The 23,944-nt window shown below is 63.5% G+C and carries 20 protein-coding genes and 1 pseudogene; 12 read left to right on the top strand and 9 right to left on the bottom strand.

Features of this window, described 5'->3' with window-relative positions; translation table 11 throughout:
- Nucleotides 1-13: 13 nt before the first annotated feature.
- From APT63_13020 to APT63_12990, 7 genes are all read left to right on the top strand, one after another.
- The gene (locus tag APT63_13020; GenBank protein AMA46465.1) at nt 14-1,015 is read left to right on the top strand and encodes a CmaX protein; all 1,002 of its coding nucleotides are present in this window, start codon (nt 14-16) and stop codon (nt 1,013-1,015) included.
- A gap of 126 nt (nt 1,016-1,141) precedes the next feature.
- Entirely contained in the window at nt 1,142-1,390 is a 249-nt protein-coding gene (locus APT63_13015; GenBank protein AMA46464.1) for a CrfX protein, read from the top strand.
- A gap of 2 nt (nt 1,391-1,392) precedes the next feature.
- Nucleotides 1,393-2,217 carry a transporter gene (locus tag APT63_13010; protein ID AMA46463.1) on the top strand — a complete coding sequence of 275 codons (825 nt, stop codon included), beginning with the start codon at nt 1,393-1,395 and terminating at the stop codon, nt 2,215-2,217.
- Nucleotides 2,218-2,329: 112 nt separating this feature from the next.
- On the top strand, nt 2,330-2,896 hold the full coding sequence (locus tag APT63_13005) for an RNA polymerase subunit sigma (protein AMA46462.1): 567 nt from the start codon (nt 2,330-2,332) through the stop codon (nt 2,894-2,896).
- Between the two features lie 110 nt (nt 2,897-3,006).
- Nucleotides 3,007-4,050, top strand: a complete 1,044-nt coding sequence (locus tag APT63_13000; protein AMA46461.1) for a porin — start codon at nt 3,007-3,009, stop codon at nt 4,048-4,050.
- Nucleotides 4,051-4,311: 261 nt separating this feature from the next.
- Nucleotides 4,312-5,334: a dihydroorotate dehydrogenase gene (locus APT63_12995; GenBank protein AMA46460.1), complete on the top strand. Its 1,023-nt coding sequence runs from the start codon at nt 4,312-4,314 to the stop codon at nt 5,332-5,334.
- 844 nt (nt 5,335-6,178) lie between these two features.
- On the top strand, nt 6,179-8,371 hold the full coding sequence (locus APT63_12990) for a 50S rRNA methyltransferase (GenBank protein ID AMA46459.1): 2,193 nt from the start codon (nt 6,179-6,181) through the stop codon (nt 8,369-8,371).
- Between the two features lie 803 nt (nt 8,372-9,174).
- Here the strand turns inward: APT63_12990 and APT63_12985 are convergent.
- Together APT63_12985 and APT63_12980 are read right to left on the bottom strand one after the other, a co-directional pair.
- Nucleotides 9,175-10,638 (bottom strand): D-alanyl-D-alanine carboxypeptidase, encoded by a 1,464-nt coding sequence (locus APT63_12985; protein AMA46458.1) that lies wholly within the window; start codon nt 10,636-10,638, stop codon nt 9,175-9,177.
- 216 nt (nt 10,639-10,854) lie between these two features.
- Nucleotides 10,855-11,199, bottom strand: coding sequence for a hypothetical protein (locus tag APT63_12980; protein ID AMA46457.1), 345 nt, complete (start codon nt 11,197-11,199; stop codon nt 10,855-10,857).
- 352 nt (nt 11,200-11,551) lie between these two features.
- Here APT63_12980 and APT63_12975 point away from each other — a divergent pair, with 352 nt between their 5' ends.
- Complete coding sequence (locus APT63_12975) at nt 11,552-12,853, top strand: citrate-proton symporter (GenBank protein ID AMA46456.1); 1,302 nt, start codon at nt 11,552-11,554, stop codon at nt 12,851-12,853.
- A 65-nt stretch (nt 12,854-12,918) separates the two neighbouring features.
- Nucleotides 12,919-13,698: a molybdenum ABC transporter substrate-binding protein gene (locus APT63_12970; protein AMA46455.1), complete on the top strand. Its 780-nt coding sequence runs from the start codon at nt 12,919-12,921 to the stop codon at nt 13,696-13,698.
- Here APT63_12970 and APT63_12965 read toward each other — a convergent pair.
- The 7 genes and pseudogenes from APT63_12965 to APT63_12935 form a co-directional block, all read right to left on the bottom strand.
- Nucleotides 13,684-14,592, bottom strand: a complete 909-nt coding sequence (locus APT63_12965) for a LysR family transcriptional regulator (protein AMA46454.1) — start codon at nt 14,590-14,592, stop codon at nt 13,684-13,686. The two genes, APT63_12970 and APT63_12965, sit on opposite strands and share 15 nt — an antisense overlap.
- Nucleotides 14,593-14,766: 174 nt before the next feature.
- Nucleotides 14,767-18,363: pseudogene (locus APT63_12960) on the bottom strand (hybrid sensor histidine kinase/response regulator).
- Nucleotides 18,364-18,370: 7 nt separating this feature from the next.
- Nucleotides 18,371-18,991, bottom strand: a complete 621-nt coding sequence (locus APT63_12955; protein AMA46453.1) for a LuxR family transcriptional regulator — start codon at nt 18,989-18,991, stop codon at nt 18,371-18,373.
- A gap of 269 nt (nt 18,992-19,260) precedes the next feature.
- Nucleotides 19,261-20,592 (bottom strand): deoxyguanosinetriphosphate triphosphohydrolase, encoded by a 1,332-nt coding sequence (locus APT63_12950; GenBank protein AMA46452.1) that lies wholly within the window; start codon nt 20,590-20,592, stop codon nt 19,261-19,263.
- A 57-nt stretch (nt 20,593-20,649) separates the two neighbouring features.
- The gene (locus APT63_12945; GenBank protein ID AMA46451.1) at nt 20,650-20,982 is read right to left on the bottom strand and encodes a hypothetical protein; all 333 of its coding nucleotides are present in this window, start codon (nt 20,980-20,982) and stop codon (nt 20,650-20,652) included.
- On the bottom strand, nt 20,979-21,359 hold the full coding sequence (locus APT63_12940; protein AMA46450.1) for a hypothetical protein: 381 nt from the start codon (nt 21,357-21,359) through the stop codon (nt 20,979-20,981). Before APT63_12940 ends, APT63_12945 begins: the two co-directional genes overlap by 4 nt.
- Before the next feature lie 9 nt (nt 21,360-21,368).
- Nucleotides 21,369-21,680 carry a hypothetical protein gene (locus tag APT63_12935; GenBank protein AMA46449.1) on the bottom strand — a complete coding sequence of 104 codons (312 nt, stop codon included), beginning with the start codon at nt 21,678-21,680 and terminating at the stop codon, nt 21,369-21,371.
- 298 nt (nt 21,681-21,978) lie between these two features.
- On the opposite strand from APT63_12935, the gene APT63_12930 reads away from it, so the two are divergent.
- From APT63_12930 to APT63_12920, 3 genes are all read left to right on the top strand, one after another.
- A complete protein-coding gene (locus tag APT63_12930) occupies nt 21,979-23,187 on the top strand; it encodes an ammonium transporter (protein AMA46448.1) in 1,209 nt (402 codons plus the stop codon).
- Nucleotides 23,188-23,268: 81 nt separating this feature from the next.
- On the top strand, nt 23,269-23,505 hold the full coding sequence (locus APT63_12925; GenBank protein AMA46447.1) for a glutaredoxin: 237 nt from the start codon (nt 23,269-23,271) through the stop codon (nt 23,503-23,505).
- Between the two features lie 80 nt (nt 23,506-23,585).
- Entirely contained in the window at nt 23,586-23,915 is a 330-nt protein-coding gene (locus tag APT63_12920; protein ID AMA46446.1) for a transcriptional regulator, read from the top strand.
- Nucleotides 23,916-23,944: the final 29 nt, after the last annotated feature.

Below are 23,944 nucleotides of genomic sequence, written 5' to 3'. Positions count from 1 at the left end.
CGTTGGAGCAGGAATGTTCGAGGAAGAAAACGCCCAGTGGGGCCTGGTGCATGCCCTGGTGCTCGATGGCCAGGGCGGCGCGCGTCCGATCGCCCGCACTGAATTGCACGGGCTGCAGCTGCAGCCGGAAGAAAGCCTCTGGCTGCACTGGGATCGCGGTCATCCGCAGACCCGCGAATGGCTGCTGCGTGACAGTGGCGTGAGCGAGTTCGCCACCGAGCTGCTGCTGGAAGAGAATACCCGTCCGCGCCTGTTGCCCCAGGCCCAGGAACAATTGCTGCTGTTCTTGCGCGGGGTCAACCTGAACCCGGGCGCCGAGCCTGAAGACATGGTCTCGGTGCGCATCTTCGCCGATGCGCGCCGGGTCATTTCGCTGCGCCTGCGCCCTTTGCGCGCCAGTGATGAGTTGCTGCAGCAACTGGCCGAGGGGCGCGGGCCCAAGAGTGCGTCAGAACTGTTGCTGGTGATGGGGGAGCTGTTGACCGACAAGGTCCAGGCCCTGGTCACCGACCTCAGCGAGTCGGTGGATGACGAAGAGGAACGGGTCGATGCCGACGAGCGCTACACCCCGGCCCACGGCAGCCTGCAGCAGATCCGCCGTCGGGCGGCCGCACTGCGGCGTTTCCTGGCGCCGCAGCGTGACATCTATGCGCAACTGGCCCGGCACAAGTGGAGTTGGTTCGCCGACAGTGACCTGGACTACTGGAACGAGCTGAGCAACAGCCTGATCCGTCACCTCGAGGAGCTGGAGCTGACCCGTGAGCGGGCGGCGCTGCTGCTGGAGAGCGAGGACCGGCGGCGTGGCGAGCGCATGAACATGACCATGTACCGCTTCGGCATCATCACCTGCATCTTCCTGCCGATGAGCTTTCTCACCGGCCTGCTGGGCATCAACGTCGGTGGCATTCCCGGGGCCGACAACCCCCATGGGTTCCTCTATGCCAGCTTGCTGGTGCTCGCGCTGGCCGTCGGCCAATGGTGGCTGTTCCGCAAGCTGCGCTGGACCGAACCGTGAGGTGTGCGCCCTGCGCCGCGTCGCAAGGAAGGGTCACGGCCCTGTCGAGTGTCACATTTAGCGACGCGGCAAGTGTGACCCATGCTCCGGCGGTCTCGTCTTTGACTCACATTGCGCGAGGTGCCCATGCACGATCCGTTTGAAGAATCCCTGCGCGACCTGCTCAAGGCATCGCCGTCCGGCAAGGACCGAGACGACGCCGCCTGCCTGGGTCGTGTCCTCAAAACCGCCAACCGCCAGGTCGGTGCGGGCGATCTGTTCTCGCTGCTGGGCCGTTGCGTCCAGGGCCTGATGATCGCCATCAACAACGGCTCGGCGCATGTCGCGCCGGTGCGTCGTACCCCTGCCGCTGGCAACGCTGATAAGGCCGACTGAATATGGAACTCGATCTGTGGACCCAGAGCCTGGTCACCGCCATGACTGCCCTCTGGACCAAGGTGGCTAACTTCATCCCCAACCTGTTCGGCGCCCTGGTCGTGGTGCTGCTGGGCTTCGTCGTCGCCAAGCTGCTCGACACGCTGTTGTCCAAGCTGTTGGCCAAGCTTGGCCTGGACCGCCTGATGAGCGGTACCGGCTTGACCAAGATGCTCGGCCGGGTCGGCATCCAGGTGCCGATCTCGACCCTGATCGGCAAGATCGTCTACTGGTTCGTGCTGCTCATCTTCCTGGTCTCGGCGGCCGAGTCGCTGGGCCTGGAGCGGGTGTCCTCGACCCTGGACATGCTGGCGCTGTACCTGCCGAAGGTCTTCGGCGCGGCCATCGTCCTGCTGGCCGGTGTCCTGCTCGCGCAACTGGTCAATGGCCTGACGCGCGGTGCCGCCGAAGGCATCGGGCTGGAATACGCCGCCGGCGTCGGCCGTATCGCCCAGGGGCTGGTGATCCTGATCAGCATTTCAGTGGCGATCAGCCAGCTGGAGGTCAAGACCGACCTGCTCAACCATGTCATCGTCATCGGTTTGATTACCGTTGGTCTGGCCGTTGCCTTGGCCATGGGCCTGGGTAGCCGTGAAATTGCCGGGCAGATCATGGCCGGGATCTACGTGCGCGAACTGTTCCAGGTCGGGCAAGAGGTGCGGATTGGCGAGGTCGAAGGGCAGATCGAGGAGATCGGCACGGTCAAAACCACGTTGCTGACCGACGAGGGCGAGCTGGTCTCGGTGTCTAATCGCGAGCTGCTCGAGCGACACGTCAGTCGTCGCTGACCGTTGAAAAGCTGTTACTGTATGCCGCCGCGAAAACGGGCCCCCGGGCCACGCGGCGACATTGTCCTGACTGTCGGCCAGATTCGTGTTGAATAAAGCTCATCCGCTGCCCATGCGCTATGACCCCCAAGCACTCTCCGACGAGGAGCTGGTGGCGCGTTCGCATGAGGAGCTGTTTCACGTGACCCGCGCCTATGAGGAACTCATGCGGCGCTATCAGCGCACCCTGTTCAACGTCTGTGCGCGTTATCTCGGGAACGACCGGGATGCCGACGATGTCTGTCAGGAAGTGATGCTGAAGGTGTTGTACGGGTTGAAGAATTTCGAGGGGAAATCGAAGTTCAAGACCTGGCTCTACAGCATCACCTACAACGAATGCATCACGCAGTACCGTAAAGAGCGCCGCAAGCGCCGGCTGATGGATGCCTTGAGCTTGGACCCCCTCGAAGAGGCGTCCGAGGACAAGGCACCGAAGGCCGAAGAAAAGGGCGGGCTGGACCGCTGGTTGGTCCACGTCAACCCGATCGACCGGGAAATTTTAGTGCTGCGCTTCGTCGCAGAACTGGAATTCCAGGAAATCGCAGATATCATGCACATGGGCTTGAGCGCGACGAAGATGCGGTACAAGCGCGCACTCGACAAATTAAGGGAAAAATTTGCGGGTGTGGCTGAAACTTAGTCGCGCGTAGGGTTCTCTAACGCACCGGCGGGTCTGCTAGACTTGCCGCCGAGTCGTCCTACTGCTGCAGGGTAGGGGGGCTTAACTATCACCAGATGGGGATTTAACGGATGAAACTGAAAAACACCTTGGGCTTGGCCATTGGTTCGCTCGTAGCCGCCACCTCGATTGGCGCTATGGCACAAGGCCAAGGCGCTGTCGAAACTGAAATCTTCTACAAGAAAGAATTCTTCGACAGCCAGCGCGACTTCAAGAACGACGGCAACCTGTTCGGTGGTTCGGTCGGCTACTTCCTGACCGACGACGTTGAACTGCGTCTGGGCTACGACGAAGTCCACAACGCTCGTGGCGACGACGGCAAGAACATCAAGGGCTCCAACACCGCCCTGGACGCCGTTTACCACTTCAACAACCCGTACGACGCTATCCGTCCGTACGTGTCGGCTGGTTTCTCTCACCAGTCCCTGGGCCAGAGCTTCCGCGGCGGCCGCGACCACTCCACCTTCGCCAACCTGGGCGCTGGTGCCAAGTGGTACATCACTGACATGTTCTACGCCCGTGCAGGCGTTGAAGCTCAGTACAACATCGACCAGGGTGACACCGAGTGGGCACCAAGCGTCGGCGTCGGCCTGAACTTCGGTGGCAGCCCGAAAACCGCAGAATCGGCTCCAGTCGCTCCAGCTCCAGTAGCTGACGTCTGCACCGACAGCGACAATGACGGCGTGTGCGACAACGTCGACAAGTGCCCAGACACCCCGGCCAACGTCACCGTTGACGCCGACGGTTGCCCAGCTGTTGCTGAAGTCGTTCGTGTTGAGCTGGACGTCAAGTTCGACTTCGACAAGTCGGTCGTGAAGCCAAACAGCTACGGCGACATCAAGAACCTGGCTGACTTCATGAAGCAGTACCCACAGACCACCACCACTGTGGAAGGTCACACTGACTCCGTCGGTCCAGACGCTTACAACCAGAAGCTGTCCGAGCGTCGTGCCAACGCTGTCAAGCAAGTGCTGACCCAGCAGTACGGTGTAGAGTCCAGCCGTGTTGATTCGGTTGGCTACGGCGAAAGCCGTCCGGTTGCTGACAACGCTACCGAAGAAGGCCGTGCTGTCAACCGTCGTGTTGAAGCTCAGGTCGAAGCTCAAGCCAAGTAATTGGTCTGATGCTTGACGAAAAACCCGGCTTCGGCCGGGTTTTTCCGTTTCTGGAGCCGGCGCAAGGCCGTGCTTCGTCCTCACGCCTGCAGCCATGCCTACGCTTCTGACGCGAGCACCTCGTCGGAAAGCCCGTCCCTGTCCCGTCGAGTTCATGGCCGCCAGGCAGGGAAGATGACGGCCGAGCGCACAGACACCCTGTCGCCCACGCCAGGGGCTGGCTATAATCGCCCCCTCACTCACGTCGAGTCTTGCCTGCCCATGTATAACCTGGCCCGCCAGCTGCTGTTCAAGCTTTCCCCGGAAACCTCCCACGACCTGTCCCTGGACCTCATCGGCGCCGGTGGCCGCCTGGGGCTCAATGGCAAGCTGTGCAAGCAGCCTTCGGCCTTGCCGGTCACGGTGATGGGCCTGGAGTTCCCCAACCCGGTCGGGCTGGCGGCAGGGCTGGACAAGAACGGTGCGGCCATCGATGGGTTTGGCCAGCTGGGTTTCGGCTTCGTCGAGATCGGCACCGTCACGCCACGACCACAGCCGGGCAACCCCAAGCCGCGTCTGTTCCGCCTGCCCGAGGCCACGGCCATCATCAACCGCATGGGCTTCAACAACCTGGGGGTCGATCACCTGCTGGCCCGCGTGCGCGCGGCGCAGTACACCGGGGTCCTGGGCATCAACATCGGCAAGAACGCCGACACACCGGTCGAGCGTGCGGTCGACGATTACCTGATCGGTCTGAGCAAGGTCTACGCCGATGCCAGCTACATCACTGTCAATGTCAGCTCGCCCAACACGCCGGGCCTGCGCACCCTGCAGTTCGGCGACTCGCTCAAGCAATTGCTCGAGGCGCTGGCAGCGCGTCGTGAGCAGCTGATCTCGACCTATGGCCGCCGCGTGCCGCTGGCCATCAAGATCGCCCCGGACATGACCGACGAAGAGACGGCCCTGGTCGCTGCGGCGCTGCTTGAAACGGGTATGGATGCGGTCATCGCCACCAACACCACCTTGGGCCGTGAGGGTGTCGAAGGGCTGCCGTTCGCAGGCGAGGCGGGCGGTCTGTCGGGCGCGCCGGTGCTGCACAAGAGTACGCACACGGTGAAGGTGCTGGCTGGCGAGCTGGCAGGCAAGATGCCAATCATCGCCGCCGGTGGCATCACCGAAGGGCGCCACGCCGCCGAGAAGATCGCCGCCGGTGCCAGCCTGGTGCAGATCTATTCGGGCTTCATCTACAAGGGCCCGTCGCTGATCCGCGAATCGGTGGATGCGATCGCTGCGCTGCGGCGCTGACCGGCGCCCATGAAAAAGGGCCCCTCAAAGGGGCCCTCTGGGCGCTAGCCCATCGCGCCATCGGCGCGTCATGTGGGTGGAGTCAGAACGTCATTCAGCCAACGGCATGATTCTCGTTGAGTCGATGGATACCTGCGGTGCCGGTCAAACCGTCCCAGTTGTCGCCGCGCCCTTCACGCCAGCCATTGATCCAGGCCTGACGCACTGGAGCCAGGCTGAACGGGCAAAGTTCGCGGGATTTGCCGGTGACCCCGTACTGGTAGCCACGTGAATATGCTCTTTCCAACGGATCACGCTTAAGTCTTCTCATAGGGTACTTCCCTCACTTGTTGACTGTAGGTCCCGTCGGCCTCCTGGAGGCCGGGCAGACTGGGTCTGCCGGTAATGCGCTCGCTGCCGGCGTCGCGAGCCAGGGGCGCCGTCTCGTCCTGAGGCGACTGGCGTCAGTTCTAACCAATGCTCACGGCGCTGGGAATGATCGATTTGTCATAAGTACGTCATCTTTGATGATATGAAGGGATAAGCAAGTAAATGCTTCGCATCTTTATCCGAAGCAAACCCAGCAACGGCAGGGCTTTACGCCATGCGGTGCAGTGGATGATCTGGATTCATGTCACACTGCAGGGGTCGCCTGAAACACGACGAAGGGTCATGGCAGCAACGCCTTGAACCGAATTTTTAAGCGTGCCTGACGCTCAAATGGCCTTGTGCCAGTGCGTTGGGCGCCATGGGCTTGCAAGGCAAGCCGCTTGTTCCGAGGGTCGTTCGAACGCCTTCGGGTAAACAGGGGCCAGACGTGCGCGTCGGGCTCTGCGCAACCGCCAGCATAGGCATTGGATTACTCATGTCGGACCGTCACGAACTTTATCTCACCTGCCCCAAGGGCCTGGAAGGCCTGCTCGCTGAAGAAGCGCGCACATTGGGGCTGCAGGAGGTGCGCGAGCACACCTCCGCCATCCGTGGCTCGGCCGACATGGAAACGGCTTATCGGCTCTGCCTGTGGTCGCGCTTGGCCAACCGTGTGCTGCTGGTCCTCGAACGCTTTTCCATGAACAACGCCGAGGACCTGTACCACGGCGTGCAAGGCGTGGACTGGCAGGATCACCTCGCGGCCGACGGCTCTCTGGCCGTGGAATTCAGTGGCCATGGTTCGGGCATCGACAACACCCACTTCGGCGCGCTGAAGGTCAAGGACGCCATCGTCGACCGCCTGCGCAACCGCGACGGGTTGCGCCCGTCGATCGACAAGCTCAACCCGGACGTGCGCGTGCACCTGCGGCTCGACCGCGGCGAGGCGATCCTGTCGTTGGACCTGTCCGGGCACAGCCTGCACCAACGGGGCTATCGCCTGCAGCAAGGCGCGGCGCCGCTCAAGGAAAACCTCGCGGCGGCCGTGCTGATTCGCGCGGGCTGGCCGCGCATCGCTGCAGCCGGGGGCGCCTTGACCGACCCAATGTGCGGGGTTGGCACCTTCCTGGTCGAAGGCGCCATGATCGCCGCTGACATCGCGCCCAACCTCAAGCGCGAACGCTGGGGCTTCAGCGCCTGGCTCGGCCATGTGCCGGCCCTGTGGCGCAAGGTGCATGACGAAGCGGTCGCCCGCGCTGCCGCAGGCCTGGCCAAGCCGCCGCTGTGGATTCGCGGCTACGAGGCCGACCCGCGGCTGATCCAGCCAGGGCGCAACAACGTCGAGCGTGCCGGGTTGGGCGACTGGATCAAGATCTACCAGGGCGAGGTCGGCACGTTCGAGCCGCGGCCTGACCAGAACCAGAAGGGCCTGGTCATCAGCAACCCGCCGTACGGCGAGCGCCTGGGCGATGAAGCCAGCCTGCTCTACCTCTATCAGAACCTGGGCGAGCGCTTGCGTCAGGCCTGCATGGGCTGGGAAGCGGCGGTGTTCACCGGAGCTCCCGAGCTGGGCAAGCGCATGGGGCTGCGCAGCCACAAGCAATATGCGTTCTGGAACGGGGCGCTACCGTGCAAACTGCTGCTGATCAAGATTCAGCCTGACCAGTTCGTCACCGGGGAGCGCCGTACGGCCGACACCGAGGTCGAGCCTGGCCAGCGTGCGCCTGCCATCGCTGCCGAAGCGGCTCGTCTGAGCGAAGGCGCGCAGATGTTCGCCAATCGCCTGCAGAAGAACCTCAAGCAATTGGGCAAGTGGGCGCGTCGCGAGCAAATCGAGTGCTATCGCCTGTACGATGCCGACATGCCGGAATATGCCGTGGCGGTCGATCTCTACAAGGACTGGGTGCACGTGCAGGAGTACGCCGCACCGCGTTCGATCGACCCCGAGAAGGCACAGGCACGCCTGTTGGACGTGCTGGCCGCGATTCCACGGGCGCTGGGCGTGTCCCAGGAGCGGGTGGTGCTCAAGCGCCGCGAACGCCAGAGCGGCACCCGTCAATATGAGCGCCAGGCCACCCAGGGCCAGTTCCTGGAAGTCGCCGAGGGCGGCGTCAAGCTGCTGGTCAACCTGACTGACTACCTCGACACCGGGCTGTTCCTCGATCACCGGCCCATGCGCATGCGCATTCAGCGCGAAGCAGCCGGCAAGCGCTTCCTCAACCTGTTCTGCTACACCGCGACGGCAACCGCTCATGCGGCCAAGGGCGGTGCGCGCAGCACCACCAGCGTCGACCTGTCCAAGACCTACCTGGATTGGGCGCGTCGCAACCTCTCGCTCAACGGCTTCTCCGACAAGCACCGTCTCGAGCAGGGCGACGTGATGGCCTGGTTGCAGAACGCGCGGGACACCTTCGACCTGATCTTCATCGACCCGCCGACCTTCTCCAACTCCAAGCGCATGGAAGGGGTGTTCGACATTCAGCGTGACCACGTCGAGCTGCTCGACCTGGCCATGGCGCGGCTGGCGCCGGAGGGTGTGCTGTACTTCTCCAACAACTTCCGCCGCTTCGAGCTGGATGCCAACCTGGCGGAGCGCTATGGCGTCGAAGAGATCAGCGCACAGACCCTGGACCCGGACTTCGCCCGCAATGGCAAGATCCATCGCGCCTGGCGGTTGACGCTGCGCTGAGCTGGACAGGGCGCTGGTGGATAGCCAGCGCTCTGGTTCGGGTGATGTGAGAGGGAGAGGGGAGGACCGCAAGGCTTGCCCATGGCTCAGGCGGCGCCTGCCCAGACCCTATCGCTGGCAAGCCAGCTCCCACTCAGATCGCTGCAGCCTGTCAGTTCAGTGTCAGCCTGGCTGTGCAAGCAGCTTGTGGGAGTCCGCCCGCCGCCTTGGCGCCGCGCTGTCGCGCAGAGAACATGGCGATAGCTGGCATGGCTAGAGGCTTTATCTTTGATCGATTTCTGGGCCCGCAGGGCCCACAAAGCCCTGAAATTATTTCTTTTAAAATCAAAAGATATTTTATGTTCTATGAGGGCGGGCTTGCCCGCGATGCAGATGGCGCCTGACAGGACCCTATCGCTGGCAAGCCAGCTCCCACCCAGACCTCAGCAGCCTGTCGGTGTAGGCCTGGCTGCGTAAGCAGCTTGTGGGAGCGGGCTTGCCCGCGATGCAGGCGGCGCCTGTCAGGACCCTCTCGCTGGCAAGCCAGCTCCCACCCCGATCTCGGCAACCTGTCAGTTCAGTTCAGTGTAGGCCTGGCTGCGCAAGCAGCTTGTGGGAGCGGGCTTGCCCGCGATGCAGGCGGCGCCTGACAGGGCCCTATCGCTGGCAAGCCAGTTCCCACCCAGATCGCTGCAGCCTGCCGGACTCGCAAGGCCATTCAACGTGTACGGCCTCTGTCGGACTGGCCGCGATTGGGCCCGTAGGCCCATGAGGGTTGTAACGGATCGCCTTGGAACCGACACGACAATGACCCACGTTGCGCCTCAGCGCGCAACGCCCACCGTGCCTGGGGTGGCCTGGGGCTGACGCCGCAGGTCCAGCAGCACCTGGTCCAGGATCGCCCCGGCGCCCCACGGCTTGGGATCGTTCAGGATCGCGGCCACCGCCCAGGTCGTGCCGTTGTCGTCGCGGCTGAAGCCTGCGATCGCGCGGACCGTGTTGAGCGTGCCCGTCTTGATGTGGCCTTCGCCCATCATGGCGGTGCGCTTCAACCGCTTGCGCATGGTGCCGTCCATGCCCACCAGGGGCATCGAACTCATGAACTCGGCCGCGTAAGGGCTCTTCCAGGCAGCCTGCAGCAATGCGGCCATCTCGCGGGTGCTGACCCGCTCGGCGCGCGACAACCCCGAACCGTTCTCCATCACCAGGTGCGGCGCCGTGAGACCCTTGCGGGCCAGCCACTGACGGATCACCCGTTGCGCAGCGCGCGCGTCATCGCCGTCGGCATCCGTGCGGAACTGTGCGCCGATGCTCAGGAACAATTGCTGGGCCATGGTGTTGTTGCTGTACTTGTTGATGTCGCGGATCACCTCGACCAGGTCAGGCGAGAAGGCCCGCGCCAGCAGGCGTGCGCTCTTGGGCACGTTCTCCACCCGGTCCCGCCCCTGAATGACGCCGCCCAGTTCGCTCCAGATCGCCCGGACCGCGCCGGCGGTGTAGGTCGGGTGATCGAGCAGCGACAGGTAGGTCTGCGAGTTGCAGCCTTCACCGAGCTGGCCGGTGATCGTCACGGTGACGCCGTCGGCGTCGGTGACCGGGCTGTAGCGTACGTCACCCGTGCACTGGCGCGAGGCCACGGCCTTGACCTGGTTGTCGACGCGGACCTTGGCGATCGGCGGCTCGACCGATACCGACACGCTGCCGCCATCGTTGCGTGCGACGAACCGCAGCGCCTTGAGGTTGACCATCAGCGCATCGGGCTTGACCAGGAACGGTTTGTTCAGGTCGCCGCCGTCATCGTCGAACTGGGGCAGGTTGGGCTGCACGAAGTGGCTGCGGTCGAGCACCAGGTCACCGGTGATGGTCCGCACGCCATTGGCACGCAGGTCGCGCATCAGCAGCCAGAGCTTTTCCATGTTCAGCTTGGGGTCGCCACCCCCCTTGAGGTACAGGTTGCCGTTGAGCACGCCGTTGCTGAGGGTGCCATCGGTGAAGAATTCGGTCTTCCACTGGAAGGTCGGCCCCAGCAGCTCGAGGGCGGCGTAGGTGGTCACCAGCTTCATGGTCGAGGCGGGGTTGACCGACACGTCGGCATTGAACACGGTGGAGGTGCCCGGGCCGTCGAGGGGAATGGTCACCAGCGACAGGGCCGAGTCCTGCAGCTTGTTGGCCTTGAGCGCCTGTTGAACCTTGGGTGAGAGGGTGGTGTTGACCGGGGCGGCCTGGAGGGGGAATGCCAGTGGCAGGAGCAGACCGGCGAGCAGCAGCGGGCGGAACGGTTTGAACATGATGAAGTGACCCTGCGCGCGTAGGGTGGAACACAAGGGCTGTATAGATGATGGCCCTGAATACGAAACGTGCGCATTATGCCCCAAGCCTGTGGCTCCTGCGTCACGTTCGGCACAAAAGCCTGACAAAGGGCCGCCCTGCGTCCCTGCACCAGGCCACGCTCTGCCGCCGCAAAAGAAAAGGGCCAGCAGATGCTGGCCCTCGTCGGTGCGGTCTCAGGAAGCCGGATTGATCGGCTTTTCCGGGTACCAGGCGTCCAGCAACGGGCTGATTTCGATCTTGGTCAGCTCGGAGCGGCCCTTGAGCCAGGCTTCGACAGCCGCACGCTGCTCTTCGGTGACCGAGCCACGCTCAGCCAGGCAGACCAGGCCGAAATCGTCGCCGCCGACATAGTCCAGGCCGTTGGCATCCATGGCGTCGGTCAGGAACGCATCGAGGAATGCATCGATCGCCTGATCATCCAGATCTTCCTTGAAGCCCAGGTTCAGCTCGAAGCCCAATTCCTGGAACTCGTCCACGCACAGTTTCTTGCGCAGACGACGGGAGCGGTTAGTGGCCATGAAACAATCCTCTTAGGTAATAACGTCGCGCAGTCTACCAGCTTCGTGCCGTCAATGCGTGATCGCCCTTGCGAACACGTATGCACACGATCATGAGTGAGGCCCGCTATGGAAAAAGCTTCGCTTTGCCCTGTTTCATGCATCAAAGCAGATTTTTACAAAGCATCTAACCCTTTGATTCGCATTGGTTGGGTCAGAAAAGCATGGACGCACGTCTGACGCTGAAACAGGTTATTGATAACCGTGGCGCATCAATAGATGAAAACAAATCACTTATCGTTTCAAGATGTGTCAAGCACACTGGCCATTCGCAAGCGAACAAGCAATCAATAAAATCGCTGGAGAAACAGCCATGTCATCCCCGTCCGCTCCTGCCGCGGCCTCTGGGCGCTCTCGCGCCGCAGCGGTGTTCCGAGTCACCTCGGGCAACTTCCTCGAACAGTTCGACTTCTTCCTTTTCGGCTTCTATGCCACGCAGATCGCCTCGGCCTTCTTCCCCGCGTCCAGCGAGTTCGCCTCGCTGATGATGACCTTCGCCGTGTTCGGTGCAGGCTTCCTGATGCGCCCACTCGGCGCCATCGTCCTGGGTGCCTACATCGACGATGTCGGGCGCCGCAAGGGGTTGATCGTCACCTTGTCGATCATGGCCAGCGGCACCTTGCTCATCGTGCTGGTGCCGGGTTATGCGAGCATCGGCCTCTGGGCGCCCGCACTCGTGTTGCTGGGTCGGTTGCTGCAAGGCTTCTCCGCAGGCGCCGAGCTGGGTGGCGTTTCCGTCTACCTGGCCGAGATGGCCACGCCGGGCCGCAAGGGGTTCTACACCAGCTGGCAGTCCGGTAGCCAGCAGGTGGCGATCATCGTCGCCGCAGCGCTGGGGTATGCCCTCAACCAGGGGATGGCGCCTGCGCAGGTCGCCGAATGGGGCTGGCGCATTCCGTTCGCCGTCGGCTGCATGATCATTCCGTTCATCTTCCTGCTGCGCCGCAACCTGCAAGAGACCGAGGAGTTCGCCAAGCGCGCCCATCGGCCGAGTATGCGTGAAGTGGTGGGTACCCTGGCGCAGAACTGGCGCACGGTGCTGGCTGGCATGCTCATGGTGGCCATGACCACCAGTGCCTTCTACCTGATCACCGTGTATGCACCGACCTTCGGCAAGACCGTGCTGAACCTCAGCACCACCGATGCGCTGCTGGTGACCCTGCTGGTGGGGGTGTCCAACTTCATCTGGCTGCCGATCGGCGGCATGCTGAGCGATCGTTTCGGTCGCAAGCCCATGCTGGTGGCCATGACGGTGCTGACCATCTTCACGGCTTATCCGGCCCTGTCGTTCCTGGCCCAGGCGCCAAGCTTCGGACACATGCTCGAAGTGCTGTTGTGGTTCTCGTGCCTTTATGCGCTCTACAACGGCGCGATGATTCCGGCGCTGACCGAAATCATGCCGGTCGAAGTCAGGGTCGCCGGGTTCTCGCTGGCCTACAGCCTGGCCACCGCGCTGTTCGGAGGCTTCACCCCGGCCATGTCCACCTGGTTGATCCACACCACCGGCGACAAGGCAGCGCCTGCCTACTGGGTGACCTTCGCAGCCGTCTGCGCACTGTGCGCCACCTTGGTCCTGTACCGCCGTCTGGCCCTGCGCGCGCCCTTGGCCGTATGAGCGACGGCTCCATCCCGGCGCGCCAGCGCCGGGCCCCTGTCAGTGTTGAGTGAGTCGAATCTTCCATGAAGCTGTCCACCCTGTCCTGCAAGACCTTGGCGCTTGCCAGCCTGGTCGCCCTGAGCGCCACGGCGCACGCTGAACACCTGACCGTGATGACCTCGGGCGGCTTCACCGCCGCCTACAAGGCGTTGAGCCCTGGCTACGCGGCCGAAAGCGGCGACACCTTGACGACCGTGCTGGGCCCTTCGATGGGCAAGGCCCCCGAAGCCATCCCCAATCGCCTGGCCCGTGGCGAGCACGCAGACGCCGTGATCATGGTCGGCTACGCGCTCGATGAGCTGATCAAGCAGGGCAAGGTCGACCCTGCCTCGCGGGTCGAACTGGCCGATTCGCGCATCGGCATGGTGGTCAAGGCTGGCGCGCCGACGCCCGCGATCAGGACCGATGCCGAACTTGCGGCGACGCTGCTGAAGGCCAAGTCCGTGGCCTATTCCGATAGCGCCAGCGGCGTGTACATCCAGGATCACCTGTTCAAGACGCTCGGCATCGAGTCGTCGATGCGTGGCAAGAGCACGATGGTCGAGAAGACCCCGGTCGCCGCGCGTGTGGCGCAAGGCGATTACGAACTGGGCTTCCAGCAGGTCGCCGAGCTGCTGCCGGTGCCAGGCGTGACCTTCGTCGGCAAGATTCCGGAGAACGTCCAGTCGGTCACCCGATTCGCCGCTGGCATCCCCGTGAATGCCGAGCATCCCGCTCAGGCCAAGGCCCTGCTGCGCTACCTGGCTTCACCCCACGTCCAGGCCTCCGTGCGCGCCACCGGGCTGGATTCAGTCTCCCGCTGAGTGCCGGCGCATGTCCCGGATGCGCTCGATCAGATCGAGTGCGGCCGGGGTCAATGTGCGACCTCGACGCTGGATCAGGCCGACGTTCCTGAGCACTTCAGGCTCGATCAACGGCACACTTTTCAACAAGGGATGCTCGCCCACGGGCATCGCGATGGACGGCACCGGCGCGATGCCCAGGCCCGCCTCGACCAGACCGAGCATGGTGGTGACGTGGCGGGTCAGGCAGATGCTGGGCCGCGCGGGTTGCACGTTCACCAGTGCCTGGTCCATCAAGAGCCGGTTACCCGATGTTTCGTCCAGCCCGATGTGCGCATGGGTGAACATCTCCGCCCAGCTGACCTGCTCGCGGTCGGCCAGTACGTGGTCCTTGCGGCAGGCGATCACGTAGCGCTCCTGCAAGAGCAGCTCGAAATCCACCTCGGGGGCCAGGTTGCCGCTGAAGCTGACGCCAAAATCGGCTTCTCCGCAGGCCACCGCCGTGTTCACATCGTTGGCACTGGCGTCCAGAAGCTTCACCACGATGTTCGGGTAGGCCTGATGGAAGGCGCTGACCACCGTGGGCATGAAATAGTAGGCGGTCGATGGCACGCAGGCGATGGTGACGCTGCCGATGCGCGATGAGCGCTTGTTGCCGATGGTCATCAGCGCCAGGTCCACCTCGTCCAGCACGCGTTCGGCCTGGGGCAGGAACGCCCGCCCGACCGTGGTCAGGCTGACCCGGCGCGTGGTGCGCTCGAACAGCTTCACGTTCAACGCCGTCTCGAGCTTCTCGATGCGTCGGCTGAGCGCAGGCTGGGTGATGCGGATGGCTTCGGCAGCCTTGCGAAAGCTGCCATTCTCGACGACGGCGCGAAAGGCCTGCAGATCGTTGAGGTCGAAATTCAAGGACATCGAAGTGCCGCAGTGACGGAAAGGGCGAAGGGGCCCGCTTTCACGGCAACGCCCCGAGGGGCACCACTATACGCGTTAAGCCTCGCCGATCCCAGGCGATCCGGCGGCCGAGCCGTGCGAACCCTGCCCCGGCTGGAACGCTCTCGAGCCGGCCTGGGCCTGAAGGGCATCGCGCAGGGCCTTCTCGACCCGACGCATGTGCCGGGCCAGCACCTGGCGTCGTTGCCTGAGCTGCCAGGAGGGTGCCGTCAGCGCGTCGCATTGCAACGCTTCACAGGCTGCGCACAAGGCTTCGGCGCCCAGCAGGCGGGCCGGTCCGAGGACCTTGTGCGCCAGTTCGGACAGCGCCTCGCGCTGGGTGTCGGGATCGACGGCCATCACCGCCAGGACGTCCTGGTGCAGGCATTGACGCAAGGTGTCCAGCAGACGTCGACGCTCCTGCGGGTCGTTACCATCGATCGCGTCCAGCCCTTTCAGGTCGATTCGCCCGACGGCCGCGGAGGCCGCCAGGGGGACGATGTGGGCCAGTCGTCTGCCCAGGGCCTGCAGGTCGATGGGCTTGAACAGGCAGTCGTCCATGCCAGCTTCCAGGCACTGTTGAAGGATTTCAGGCTGGGCATTGGCCGTATAGCCTAACAGCGTGCAGCGAGGGCGCCCGGTACGGGCCTCCTCTTCGCGGATACGGCGGGCCAGCTGGTACCCATTCATGACCGGCATGTTGCAATCGATCACCAGCACATCGAAAGGGGCCTCGCGCCAACGCGCCAGGCCTTCTTCCCCCTGGCTCGCGCTTTGGTGGTGCACGCCGAGGAACGCCAGTTGCTGACCCATCAGCATGACGTTGGCAGGGTGATCGTCCACCACCAGCACGCGCAAGCGCGCATCGGGCGTTTCGATGCAGGTGACAGGTTCTGGCTCGCGGACAGGATCGACGGCCTGCAGGGGCACCGACAGGCGTACCCGTGTCCCGACGCCCAGCAGGCTGTCCATGGTCAGGCTGGCGCCCATCAGCTGGCAGATGGCCCGGCTGATCGCAAGGCCCAGACCCGTCCCGGCACGGGCACGGTCACTGTCCGGATCGACCTGGGCGAAGGCGGTGAACAGGCGCTTGAGATCGTCCTCGTGGATACCGATGCCGCTGTCGCGCACGTCCAGGTCCAGGTACGTGGCGCCCGTGCCTTCGGCTTCCCGTTTGCGCATGCCGATGCGTACCTGGCCATGGTCGGTGAACTTGATGGCGTTGCCGATCAGGTTGCACAGCACTTGCTTGAAGCGCATCGGATCGAGCAGCGCATGACAGCGTGCATCGGCCGCAATGTCCACCTCCAGCGTCAGCCCCTTTTGCCGGGCCAGTCCATCGAACATGCCGCTCACCGCTTCCACCAGCTCGGCCACGGCCACGGGTTCCGGGCTCAGGCTCAGGTGGCCGGATTCGATTCGGACGAAATCGAGAATGTCGCCAATGAGCTTGAGCAGGTCCTTGGCCGAGCGGTGCGCCACGGCGATCGCTTCACGTTCCAGGCGCCCCTGGTCGGCATGCTTGAGCGCCAGTTCGAGCATGCCGAGCACGGCATTCATCGGGGTGCGGATCTCGTGACTCATGGTCGCCAGGAACGTGCTCTTGGCCCGGTTGGCCTGATCGGCGCGCTGCTTGGCCAGGCTGAGGTCCTGCACCAGCTTGCGTCGATCGCTGATGTCGATCCAGCCGCATATGATCCCTTGGACCTGCCCGAGCGAATCGCGGTAGGGCAGGATCCAGTGGTAGATGGTCAGCTCGCGGTCCTTCAGGCGCAGCGGGCGGTCGGTGATCAGCGGCTTGGCCTGCTCCAGGACCTTCAGGTAGTCAGCCTGGATCTGACGTGTGTAGGCGCAATTGCTCATCACGCTGTCCTGCAGGCGCTTGCCGATGACCTGCTCGGCGCTCGCCTGGACGGTGTCCAGGTAACTCTGGTTGCAGGTCTGCATGCGGCCTTCGCGATCGCGCACGTACATCGGGTGCGGCGTGCCATCGAGCAGCGCACGCATGAACGCCATCTGATCGTTCAAGGCCCGCTCGGCGCGTTCACGCTGGAGGATCTGGCGACGCAGCCGGGTATTCCAGATCAGCGACAGTACCAGCAGCAGGATCGTGCCGACGACGACCTGCAGCACGATGCGCTGGTAGGCCTGCCACCGTGCGTCGTCATGGTGGCTGTAGCCGCGCCAGCGGCTGTTGATGACGGCCAGCTCCTCGGGCGAAATGCTCAGCAGAGCCTTGTCGAGGATCTGGGCCAGTTCCTGGCATCGCAAGGGCGTCGCCATCGAGAACACGGCGGGCGCTTCGCTGACCGTGCTACGCATGACCAGCTCCGCGTCGTTGGCCAGGGCATGGTTGGCGTCGACCAGGGAGGCGACCGTGGCATCGACCTGGCCGTCCTTGAGCAGCGCGATCGCCCTGGGCGTGCCGTCGGTGATGGTCTGCAGGATGTGCGGGTACTGTCGCGCCAGCTTCTCGGCCAGGGGCGTATCCCGCGGGATGGCCAGTTTCCGATGGGCCAGGTCCTCCAGGGAGGCCGGCTGTCGATCCCCCTGCTTGCTGATCAGCACATAGGACGTTTCCAGGTAGGGACGGCTGGCGCTCAGTTGGTCGGCGTACCGCTTGGGATGGGCGATGGCGGCGATCACGTTGGCCTTGCCTTCCCGGATCTGGCGCACCATCTCCTCGGTGCTGGTGACCCGTATGACATCGAAACGCAACCCGGTCCGTAGGCGGATCAGTTCCAGAAGGTCGGCGGCAATGCCGCGAAAGTTGTCATGCTTGTCGAAGAAGGTCAGCGGCGCTGCCGTTTCGTCGATCACCACGCGCATGACCGGATGCTCGCGCAGCCAGCGTTCCTCGCGCTCGGAGAGCTGCAGCTTGCGATCGGTCATCAGGGTATCGCTGCCGGTACTCCAGCGCTCGAAGATATCCTTGCGGGTCAATGCCGGCAGGGCAGACAGAACGGCGTTGACCAGCTCCAGCAGGACGGTGTCGTCACGGCGCAGGGCGAAACCGAAGCCGACCGCCTCATGCTTGCCGAAGGTGGCCATCTTCAAGTTGGGCAGGTGGCCCTGGTTGAGCTGGTAGAGCGTGGAAATGGTATCGCCGATGAACACGTCGGCCTGCTCGAAGGCCACGGCATTCAAGGCGCTGGCGGGTGTGGGATGACTCTGCAAGGTGGCGCCGGGATACGCCGCATGCACCTCGGACAGAGGCAGGTAATGGTAGAGCATGCTCAGGCGCAGGCCGGACAAGCCTGTGTCCAGGGGGCGCTCTTCATTCTCCCGGGTCACCAGCACAGGCTGGTCCGTCGCGTACGGGATCGAAAGGCTCAGGTCTGCGGAGGCCGCCTCGTAGCCATTGGCACTGCCCAGCAGGTCGATCTGGCCGTTTTTCAAGGCGCGGATCGCTGCCTGCCGGTCAGGAAAACGCAACACCTTGATCGGCAATCCCAGGCTTGTCCCCAGGACTGCCGCATGGTCGGCGGTCAACCCCTGATAGTCTCGCCCACCGGACGTGATGTCAAAAGGCGGATAGTCGGGCGCTGACGTCCCGAGGCGCAGTTCGTGGCGTCCTGCGAGCCAGCGTCGCTGCTGTGCATTCAGAATAACCTTCACAGGCCCCGGATGGCCCCGGTCGAGCAGCATCAGCGGCGCAGGGGCCTGGGGGCTGGCCTTGGCGTCGAAGGCGACCGAGACCTGGCAAACCACCAGCAGCCACCCGACGTACAGCCACGTGACGAATCCATGCATGATTCGGTTACACCAGGGCGTTACGTTTGGCGATGTCGATGAGTTCGACCAGCGAGTTGACGCGCAACTTTTGCATCAGACGTTTCTTGTAGGTACTGACGGTCTTGTTGCTGAGAAACATGCCGGATGCGATTTCCTTGTTGCTGCGGCCTTGTGCAAAAAGTTGTAACACCATGAGTTCGCGATCATTGACCAGTTTGAATAGTTCCAGGTCACGGCTCTCGTTTTCTTGAGCCGGATTGATGGCCTGGCTGGGGAAATAATTGTAACCGGACAGTACGGCCTTGATGGCGCTCAACAGTTCGCTCAAGTCTTCCTGCTTGCAGACATACCCGGCGGCGCCAGAGTGCATGCAGCGCACGGCGAACAGGGCAGGGGACTGCGCCGTCAGCACCAGCACCTTCATGGGCAGCGCCATGGATTGAAAGCGCGACAGGACTTCCAGGCCATCCAGCTTCGGGATGCTGATGTCGAGAATGACCAGATCCGGACGGTACTCGCGAACCATCTGCATGGCATCCACACCGTTATCGGACTCACCCACGACCTTGTAACTTTGGTTTTCCAGCAACATGCGAACGGCCAGGCGAATGACCGGGTGATCATCGACAATGAAGACAGAATACATATTAACTTTCCATAGATGTCGGAGGCAGGGCAGCACCTTAGCTCAGTTGTTAGATGACGGACATGAGCGTTCGGGCTTTAAGAGTTATCTAGGAAAAGGACTACAGCAAAAAATCGCTAAGGCTACAAAATGCTGATTCGACGCGCGGCTTAGCGTGTGTCGAATCAGCGTGAGAAGGCCGCCGTAGAGAGTGCGCCACGGCAGTCTGCTGCCAAAGGCATACGTGAGCGCTCGACCTGTGTCGTTAGCGGCGACCCCGTGGCTCGTCTCTAGGCGCCGCTGGCACGACCGGTCATCTCGCGCGCCATCTCGCTGGCATAGCTGTCGGTCATGCCGGCGATGAAGTCGATCATGCGCAGGAAGGCTGCGTGCAGCGAGCCCTCGGGCGAAGGCGCATTGTTGCCGAGCAGGTCGAGCACCCGGCGGCTCTTGAACGAGGGCGAGCGCCCACCGTGCTGCTCCAGCGCAGCGCCACAGAAGGCGTTGAGCAGGATGTCCAGGGTCGTGTAGGCGCCGATCTCGTGCAGCGTCTTGCGCTTGTCCTGGAAGATCTTCTTGCGCGCCACGTCCTTGGCCTGCAGCACGCACTGTTTGGCCGGCCCATGCATGTGCTCGACCAGATCACCACTCAAGCGACCCTCGAGCAGGGCAGACTGTTGTTCGACGAAGGCACGCGCCGCTGCATTGGTCAGGTGCTCGATGGCCTTGCCGCGCAGGATCGCCAGCTTGCGCCGCCGCGAGTCGTTCGGCCCCAGTTGCCGGTAGGTGTCCGGCAGGTCGTCGCCCACCAGGTTCAACAGCAGGGCTTCGACTTCCGCGTAGTCCAGCAGCTCCATTTCCAGCCCGTCTTCCAGGTCGATCAGGGCATAGCAGATGTCATCCGCCGCTTCCATCAGGTAGACCAGCGGATGGCGTGCCCAGCGCTGCTCGTCGAGTTGCGGCAGGCCCAGTCGCCCGGCGATCTGCTCCAGCAGGGGCAGTTCACTCTGGTAGCAACCGAACTTGTGCTTCTTGTAACCCAGCGCATCGGCATGCCGCGCGCTCCAGGGGTACTTGAGGTACGTGCCCAGGGTGGCGTAGGTCAGGCGCATGCCACCCTCGAACTGGTGGTACTCCAGTTGCGTCAGCACCCGGAAGCCCTGGGCGTTGCCTTCGAAGTTGAGAAAATCGCCGCGCTCGTCATCGCTCATGTCGTCCAGCCAGCCACGACCCGCAGCTTGCTGGAACCAGTGGCGAATCGCATCTTCGCCCGAATGGCCGAACGGAGGGTTGCCGATGTCATGGGCCAGGCAGGCCGACTGCACCACCATGCCCAGGTCGCTCGGTGCGCACCAGTCGGGCAGGGCATCGCGCAAGGTTTCGCCCACGCGCATGCCGAGCGAGCGCCCTACGCAACTGACTTCCAGGGAGTGGGTCAGGCGGGTATGAATGTGGTCGTTGCTGGTCACCGGGTGGACCTGGGTCTTGCGACCCAGGCGCCGGAACGCGCCAGAGAAGATGACGCGGTCGTGGTCCTTGTGGAAGGGGCTGCGGCCCAGCTCTTCAGGGCTGTACAGCGCCTTGCCCAGGCGTTCGCGGGTCAGCAGGGTCTGCCAGTCCAAGGTCGATCTCCGGTCAGGTAAAGGTCTGGCTGCCCGCGACAGGGCACAGGGCATCCTTCAGTGGCGTTGGCGACGTACCTGAAGCAGCAGGCGCGCCAACGGGATCAAGGTCGCACCGATGCGCACCAGGCGCGTCAGCTTGCCGCCGCGTGCGCTCTTGCCGGTCAGGAAGCCCAGGGCACTGACCGCGCTGACGCCCCACAGCGGCGCATGGTTCAAGCCCATGCCACCTTGCAGCGAACTGCCCATGGAACGCAAGCGGTGCAGCGGCGACAGCAGCGTGGACGTCTCCTGACGGATTTCCTGGCGGTGCATCTCCATGCGCAGACGCAGCAAGGCCTTGCGCAGTTCGCGTGGATTACGTGAATCGGGAAGAGTAGGCAGGCTCATGGCAACAGGCGCTCCCGGTCCTTGGCAAGTTCTTCGAGGGTGGCGTGGAACGGTGACGACTCATCGAACACGGCAGCCTTCACGCGCAGGCCGCAGAAGAGCGTGGCCAGGGCGTAGAAGATGCACAGGCCGATGATGCCCGTCAGGCGGTAGGTATCCCAGACCAGTATCAGGAGCAGACCTGACAGCGCCAGCAACAGCAGCAGCGCGAACAACAGGCCCAGGCCTGCGAACAGCAACAGCCTCAGCGAACGGGTCTTCTGCTCCTGCAGCTCGATGCCGAACAGTTCCAGGTGACCATGCAGCAGGCCGAGCACGGAGGCGCTCAAGCGCCGCACGGTCGAGGCACTGCCGGTCTCCACTGTTTCATTGTCCATGGAGGTTCCTTAGCGACGATTGGCCAACAGGCCGATCAGCAGACCGACGCCAGCGGCAATGCCGACCGCCTGCCAGGGTTTTTCACGGATGTAGTCGTCGGCGACGCACAGGGCTTCTTCGCCGCGCTGGCGTACCGTGTCGTGGGTCGATTCCAGGGTCTGGCGCGCCTGCAGCAGGCGGTCTTCGATCTGCCCGCGCAACTCGGTGGCCTGGTCGCCGGCGATGTCGGCGGTATCGGTCAGCAGCTTTTCGGTATCACGAATCAGCGCCTGGATGTCTTCCCTGAGGATGTCTTGTGCCTGCTTTACCGAGGTGGTCATGCGTGTCTCCCTGCAAAGGTGTGTGGAGGGTTCGAGTCTCGGACCGCTTCGAAGGTTCAGCATGAGGGCTTGGTACAGCCTTTGCTTTGTCCTTGCGCAAAATCTTAGATGCCGCACCGGATGCGTGCATGATTTTTCACGCACAGGGATCACACTCCTTACAAGACACCCCGCTTGCCCCGTATCGCGCCCGAAGACCGTGCTCATTCCCACCAAGTCTACGTGGGTCTGGCACTGAAAGGGTGCACAGAAACGGTCGATTGAGCATTAAGGGTGCCTTTTTTCAGGTAACCGTCCGATGGAATCGCTACACCCGGCCACCGATGCACTTGCGCAGAGCGCCAACACACTGTTCCTCCTCATGGGCGCCATTCTGGTGCTGGCCATGCATGCGGGCTTCGCATTTCTCGAGGTCGGCACGGTACGGCACAAGAACCAGGTCAACGCCCTGTGCAAGATCCTCAGTGATTTCGCGGTCTCGGCCATGGCCTACTTCTTCGTGGGCTACTGGATCGCCTACGGCGTCGGCTTCCTCCAGCCAGCTGCCGTGCTGACCCAGGACCATGGCTATGCCCTGGTCAAAGGCTTCTTCCTGCTGACGTTCGCGGCGGCGATCCCCGCGATCATCTCCGGCGGCATCGCCGAGCGTGCGCGCTTCGCCCCGCAACTGTGTGCCACGGCGTTGATCGTGGCGCTGGTCTACCCCGCCTTCGAAGGCGTCGTCTGGAACGGCAACCTGGGCATACAGGCCTGGCTCGCGGCGCGGTTCGGTGCACCGTTCCACGATTTTGCAGGCTCCGTGGTGGTGCATGCCATGGGCGGCTGGCTGGCCCTGGCGGCGGTCATCCTGCTGGGTGCACGTCGCGGGCGCTATCGCGATGGCCGGCTGGTCGCCTTCGCGCCGTCGAGCATCCCGTTTCTGGCTCTGGGCTCATGGATCCTGATCGTCGGCTGGTTCGGCTTCAACGTCATGAGTGCGCAGACCCTGGAAGGCATCAGTGGCCTGGTAGCGATCAACTCGCTCATGGCCATGGTCGGTGGCACGCTGGCAACGCTGCTGGCCGGTCGCAACGACCCCGGTTTCCTGCACAACGGTCCGCTGGCGGGCCTGGTGGCCGTGTGCGCGGGGTCGGATGTGATGCATCCAGTGGGCGCGCTGGCCACCGGCCTGATCGCGGGCGTGCTGTTCGTCTGGAGCTTCACGGCGGCACAGAACCGCTGGAAGATCGACGATGTGCTGGGGGTCTGGCCGTTGCACGGTCTGTGCGGCCTCTGGGGCGGGCTGGCCTGTGGTGTGTTCGGCTCGACCGCGTTGGGTGGCCTGGGCGGCGTCAGCGTCATCAGCCAGGTGATCGGCAGCCTGGCGGGCGTGCTGGTGGCGCTGGTCGGGGGTTTTGCCGTGTACGGGGTCATCAAGTGGACGCACGGCCTGCGCCTGGACCAGGAGCAGGAGTTCCAGGGCGCGGACCTGGCCCTGCACCGCATCGGTGCCACCAGCCAGGATTGAACGTCTGTGTCGACTCAGGTGCGCGGTGGTGACGATGGGCTTAGACTGACGGCTCGTTCTCCTTCATGCGAGAAGCTGCACATGCCACCTGAATGCCAGCTGTTCGGCACCCTGGGGTGCCACCTGTGCGAACTGGCCGAAGCCCTGCTCATGCCTTGGGTCGATCACGGTTTGCTGGTCGAACTGATCGACCTCAGCGAACACCCGGCGTGCTTCGAGCGTTATGCCTGGCGTGTGCCCGTCCTGCGGCGGTGCGACACGGGCGCCGAACTCGATTGGCCTTTCGATGCGGAGCAGATCGCACACTTTCTGCGCTGATGAGGAAGCGTTTGACGTTTGACGGGGCCTGGCAGGCTCTCTATCCTGTATGCCTATACAGTAAGGGTGGTAGAGAACCGATGGTCAATGTCGAGCAACTGAAGTACAGCGTCAATCGCATGGAGGTGGACAGCGTCCTCGAGGCGGCGCTGGAGCTGCGCCTCGACGGCCTGGTGGTCGGTGAGCGCACGCCCTTCGGCAAGGTGCATTTCAACACCTGTTTCGCCGAGGTCGAAGCCCTGTTCCAGCGCGCCGGGTATCACCGGCCGCTCGATGTGGTGGGCTACGAAGGGCAGGTGTATGCCTTGTACGACCCCAGTCGTTGGGAGGCAGTGCAGGTGCTGCGCTGGCTCAAGGAGCGCAGCGAGACATCGGCAGACGCTGGTTGCCGCCTCGCGCTTGGCGGATAATGCCGCGTCTTTTCGTCACTGAGTCGTCC

Origin of the sequence: Pseudomonas monteilii, assembly GCA_001534745.1 — a bacterium.
Classification (GTDB): Bacteria; Pseudomonadota; Gammaproteobacteria; order Pseudomonadales; family Pseudomonadaceae; genus Aquipseudomonas; species Aquipseudomonas alabamensis.
This window is presented reverse-complemented; position numbering and strand designations above follow the sequence as displayed.